We start from the raw sequence: 2245 nt of genomic DNA, 5'->3' as shown, positions 1-2245 counted from the left end.
CGATTATTAAAGGCTTTGTCGAAGACTTGAATTTCAATATTGAAATCGTCCCGGTCGACACCGGCCGCGCTTCAGACGGCCTGGCACTTTCCAGCCGCAACCAATATTTGAGCGAAGCAGAGCGCGCAGAAGCGCCACGCCTCTATCAAGAGTTGCAAAACATTGCCGCCGCCCTGAAAAACGGCAATCTGGATTACGCTCAGCTTGAGGCCGAATGTATCCGCCGTTTGACCGATGCCGGCTGGGTGGTTGATTACGTTGAAATCCGCCATGCACAGAACTTGGCAGTGGCTCATGTCGGCGATAAAGAATTGGTGGTGCTTGCCGCCGCCCGTTTGGGTACCACGCGCCTGATTGATAATTTGGAAGTGGCTTTGGCTTAAAACCAAGCCGCTGTTAAAGGCCGTCTGAAACCTGTTTTTCAGACGGCCTGTTTCAAAGGGGTTAAATCATGAAACAAAAAGCTTTAATCTTGCTTTTTCTGCTGGCTGGGGCCGCTCATGCCAATGACAGTATGGGTACGGTCAGTACAAGCGGCATCAAATATCTGAAAAATCCGCATATCGATATGCAGAGCGAAGATTTGCACATCAGCGAAAAGCAAATCCGCGTGCATTACAAGTTTAAAAACACCTCCTCGCAAGACATTACTGAAACTGTTCTTTTTCCTTTGCCCATCGTTCCTGCGGCTACAGTTTCCGACTTTGCCGACACCAAGGGCTTGGTTGACAGCTTCCGCATTTACGCCGACGGCAAACCTGTCCGCCCGCAAGCCTACGTCCGTGCCTATTTTGAACGTAGTAACGGAACGTTGGTGGATGTAACCGCCGACTTGAAAAAATGCGGTTTGAGCGATCAGGAGTTGATGCACCCATGGACGCAAAACAAAGATATCGAAAAGCTCAATAAGAAAATTCGTACTTGCAGCTCGCCTAAAATCAAATCCTTGCTTCCAGCCAGCGAATTGAACACAATGGGCTGGACGTATTGGTCGGCGCAGATTATTTACAGCTGGAAGCAAACCTTTAAAGCCAACGCTGTAACCGAAATCAAACACCAATACACCCCGTTGGTTGGCGGCAGCTTCCTGCCTTCGCTCAAAGCCAAAGACAGCAAAGCATTCATAGATGAGTACTGTATGGATGAAAACTTCCTTAAAGGCTTTAAAAATGTGAAAGAAGCTACGAAGGTCTATCACCATTTGGGCTATGTCCTGACCACAGGTGCCAACTGGGCAAAACCTATCGGTAAATTCACTTTGACCATAGACCGCGAGCCCAATACTGTGTTGTCACTCTGCTGGGACAAATCCTTGCGCAAAGTAGGGCCGAACCGCTTCCAAGCAGTCAAAGAAAATTTCCTGCCGAAAAAAGACTTAGATATTATTTTCGTTTATGACTAATCTTATTCGGCACATATAAAAGGCCGTCTGAAAGCTTATTTAGGTTTTCAGACGGCCTTTTGTTACAATAATACTTTTGCGTTTCTAAGGCTTTTCCATGTCCAAACCCACCGTTTCCCCGATGATGCAGCAGTATCTCGCTATCAAATCGCAACACGCCGACAAGCTGGTGTTTTACCGTATGGGCGACTTTTACGAGTTGTTTTTGGATGACGCGGTGGAAGCGGCAAAGCTGCTGGATATCACCCTGACCACGCGCGGGCAGATGGACGGCGTGCCGATTAAGATGGCGGGCGTGCCGTTTCATGCGGCGGAGCAGTATCTTGCGCGACTGGTTAAGATGGGCAAAAGCGTGGCGGTGTGCGAGCAGGTGGGCGAAGTCGGCGCAGGCAAAGGGCCGGTGGAGCGCAAAGTCGTGCGCATTGTGACGCCCGGCACGCTGACCGACGCGGCGTTTTTGGAAGACAAGGAAACCAACCGCATCGCGGCGGTGAACGCGGATAAAAAACACATCGCCATCGCATGGGCATCTTTGCAAAGCGGCGAATTCAAAACCAAGCTGACGACGGCGGACAAACTCGCTGACGAGCTGGCGCGTTTGCAGGCGGCGGAAATCCTGTTACCTGACGGTAAGAGCCTGCCTGACAGTTTTCAGGCAAACTCAGCCAACATCACGCGCCTGAACTCGTGGCAGTTTGCCGCCGACGCCGGCGAGAAGTTGTTGACCGAATACTTCGGCTGCCAAGACCTGCATGGCTTCGGTTTGGACGGCAAAGAACACGAAGCCGCCGTCGGTGCGGCGGGCGCGCTGCTGAACAACATCCGCCTGACGCAAAACCTGAT

2 protein-coding genes and 1 pseudogene are annotated in these 2245 nt (G+C 51.0%); all 3 read left to right on the top strand.

The genetic code is table 11. From position 1 onward, the window contains the following. Positions 1 to 383: pantoate--beta-alanine ligase (locus ACTHS3_RS11730; RefSeq protein WP_440368011.1), on the top strand; the 383-nt coding region annotated here is incomplete at its 5' end. A gap of 68 nt (positions 384 to 451) precedes the next feature. Next, positions 452 to 1402 carry a DUF4424 family protein gene (locus ACTHS3_RS11725; RefSeq protein WP_070608184.1) on the top strand — a complete coding sequence of 317 codons (951 nt, stop codon included), beginning with the start codon at positions 452 to 454 and terminating at the stop codon, positions 1400 to 1402. A 97-nt stretch (positions 1403 to 1499) separates the two neighbouring features. Further along, a pseudogene (locus ACTHS3_RS11720) lies at positions 1500 to 2245 on the top strand (DNA mismatch repair protein MutS); the annotation flags it as partial.

Source organism: Neisseria sp. P0009.S007 (assembly GCF_051962515.1).
Note: the sequence above shows the minus strand (reverse complement) of the source record. Positions and strands in the feature narration are given on the sequence as shown.

Excerpts from the sequence above, each read along its gene's own strand:
- ACTHS3_RS11725 (WP_070608184.1), top strand. The coding sequence starts at position 452 with ATGAAACAAAAAGCTTTAATCTTGCTTTTTCTGCTGGCTGGGGCCGCT.